Here is a 2,607-nt window from a genome sequence, read left to right as displayed (position 1 = left end):
TTGCCGTTCGTGCTCCAGTCGGCGGAGGTCATGAAGACGGCGGTGGCCTATCTCGAACCCCACATGGAGAAGACGGACGCCGACGGCAAGGGCACCATCGTCCTGGCGACCGTGCGAGGTGACGTCCACGACATCGGCAAGAACCTCGTCGACATCATCCTCTCCAACAACGGCTACAACGTCGTCAACCTGGGCATCAAGCAGCCCGTCTCCGCGATCCTGGAAGCTGCGGAACAGCACTCCGCCGACGTGATCGGCATGTCCGGGCTGTTGGTGAAGTCCACGGTGATCATGAAGGAGAACCTGGAGGAGCTGAACGGCCGGGGGCTTGCGGAGAAGTATCCGGTGATCCTTGGTGGTGCGGCGCTGACCAGGGCGTATGTGGAGCAGGACCTGCACGAGATCTATCAGGGCGAGGTCCGCTATGCCCGCGACGCGTTCGAGGGCCTGCGCCTGATGGACGCCCTCATGGCCGTGAAGCGGGGTGTCCCGGGGGCGAGTCTGCCGGAGCTCAAGCAGCGGCGCGTGCCCAAGCGGGAGGCCCCGGTCCTGGACGAGGTGCGCGAGCGGGTGCCGGAGCCCGGCGGCCGATCCGATGTCGCCACCGACAACCCCGTACCCGAGCCGCCGTTCCTCGGGACGCGGGTCGTCAAGGGCATCCAGCTCGCCGAGTACGCGTCCTGGCTCGACGAGGGCGCCCTGTTCAAGGGGCAGTGGGGTCTGAAGGACAAGGAGACCATCGAGTCGGAGGGCCGGCCGCGCCTGCGCGGGTGGCTGGACCGGCTCCAGACGGACCACCTCCTGGAAGCGGCCGTGGTATACGGCTACTTCCCCTGTGTGTCCAAGGGCGAGGATCTGATCGTCCTGGACGAGGACGGAGGCGAGCGGACCCGCTTCACCTTCCCCCGCCAGGAGCGGGGCCGCCGCCTCTGCCTCGCCGACTTCTTCCGCCCGGAAGAGTCCGGCGAGACCGATGTCCTGGCCCTTCAGATGGTCACCGTCGGTTCCAAGGTCGGCGAGGCCACCGCCCGCCTCTTCGCATCCGACTCCTACCGCGACTACCTCGAACTCCACGGCCTGTCCGTGCAGTTGGCGGAGGCGCTGGCGGAGTACTGGCACGGGCGGGTGCGGGCCGAGTGGGGCATCGCCGGCGCCTCGGAGCCCACCGGCATCGAGGGCATGCTCCGCACCGAGTACCAGGGCTGCCGCTACTCCCTCGGCTACCCCGCCTGCCCCGACCTGGAGGACCGCGCCAAGATCGCCGCACTCCTCAAGCCGGAAAGGATCGGGGTCGTGCTCTCCGAGGAGTACCAGCTCCACCCCGAGCAGTCGACGGACGCCTTCGTCGTCCACCACCCCGGGGCCAGCTACTTCAACGCGGGAGGCCGCCGATGACCACCGTGCGCGACGTGCTCGCGAGCGGAACCCCTTCCTTCTCCTTCGAGTTCTTCCCGCCGAAGACCGACAAGGGCGAGCAGGCCCTGTGGGACGCCATCCGGCGGATCGAGGCGCTGTCGCCGACGTTCGTGTCCGTGACCTACGGCGCGGGCGGTTCCTCCCGGGACCGCACCATCGACGTCACCAAGCGGATCGTCACCGAGACCACCCTCCGCCCCGTCGCCCATCTGACGGCCGTCGGCCACTCCGTCGCCGAACTGCGCCACATCATCGGCCAGTACGCGGACGCCGGCGTGCGGGACGTGCTCGCCCTGCGCGGCGACCCACCGGGCGACCCGAACGCCCCCTGGGTCCCGCACCCCGAGGGATTCACCCACGCCCACGAGCTGGTGTCCCTGGTCCGCGAGTTGGGCGACTTCGGCATCGGCGTCGCCGCCTTCCCGGAGCGCCACCCCCGCTCCCCCGACTGGGAGAGCGACATCCGGTACTTCATCGCGAAGTGCCGGGCGGGGGCGGACTACGCGATCACGCAGATGTTCTTCGACCCGGAGGACTATCTGCGGCTTCGCGACCGGGTGGACGTGGCCGGCTGTGACACGCCGATCATCCCGGAGATCATGCCCGCCACCGATGTACGCCAGATCCGCCGGTTCGCCGAGCTGTCGGACGCGGCCTTCCCGGAGGACCTGGCCCACCGCCTGGAGGCCGCCCGCGACAACCCGTACGACAGTCACCGCATCGGAGTCGAGCACGCCACCCTCATGGCCGAGCGGCTCCTCGCCGAGGGTGCGCCCGGCCTGCACTACATCACGCTCAACAAGTCCCTCGCGACCCTCGAGATCCACCAGAACATCCAGAACGGCCAGAACAGCCAGCACGGCCACAGCAGTCACAGCAGTCGGAGCAACCCGACCGTCCACCGCAGCATGACCGCCCCCAGCACGAGGAGTGCCGAGTATGTCCTCTCAGCCGAGCGCTGACTTCACCGACTTCACCGACTTCAAGGTTGCCGACATCGGTCTGGCGGAGTTCGGCCGTAAGGAGATCACGCTGGCCGAGCACGAGATGCCCGGGCTCATGGCGATCCGCCGCGAATACGCCGCCGCCCAGCCGTTGGCGGGCGCCCGGATCACCGGCTCCCTCCACATGACCGTGCAGACCGCCGTCCTCATCGAAACCCTCGTCGCCCTCGGCGCCCAGGTCCGCTGG

Annotated in this window: 3 protein-coding genes; all 3 read left to right on the top strand. The window is 68.9% G+C overall.

Features of this window, described 5'->3' with window-relative positions; all coding sequences use genetic code 11:
- On the top strand, window positions 1-1,395 hold a 1,395-nt coding region (locus ABZ135_RS38690; RefSeq protein ID WP_356703099.1), incomplete at its 5' end, for a vitamin B12 dependent-methionine synthase activation domain-containing protein.
- Window positions 1,392-2,378: a methylenetetrahydrofolate reductase [NAD(P)H] gene (metF, locus tag ABZ135_RS38685; RefSeq protein ID WP_356703097.1), complete on the top strand. Its 987-nt coding sequence runs from the start codon at window positions 1,392-1,394 to the stop codon at window positions 2,376-2,378. The genes ABZ135_RS38690 and metF, both read left to right, overlap by 4 nt.
- On the top strand, window positions 2,356-2,607 hold a 252-nt coding region (locus ABZ135_RS38680), incomplete at its 3' end, for an adenosylhomocysteinase (RefSeq protein ID WP_356703095.1). The genes metF and ABZ135_RS38680, both read left to right, overlap by 23 nt.

Source organism: Streptomyces sp. NPDC006339, from assembly GCF_040612775.1.
GTDB lineage: Bacteria > Actinomycetota > Actinomycetes > Streptomycetales > Streptomycetaceae > Streptomyces.
The sequence above is the reverse complement of the archived record's forward strand: the minus strand, read 5'-3'. Positions and strand labels throughout refer to the sequence as shown.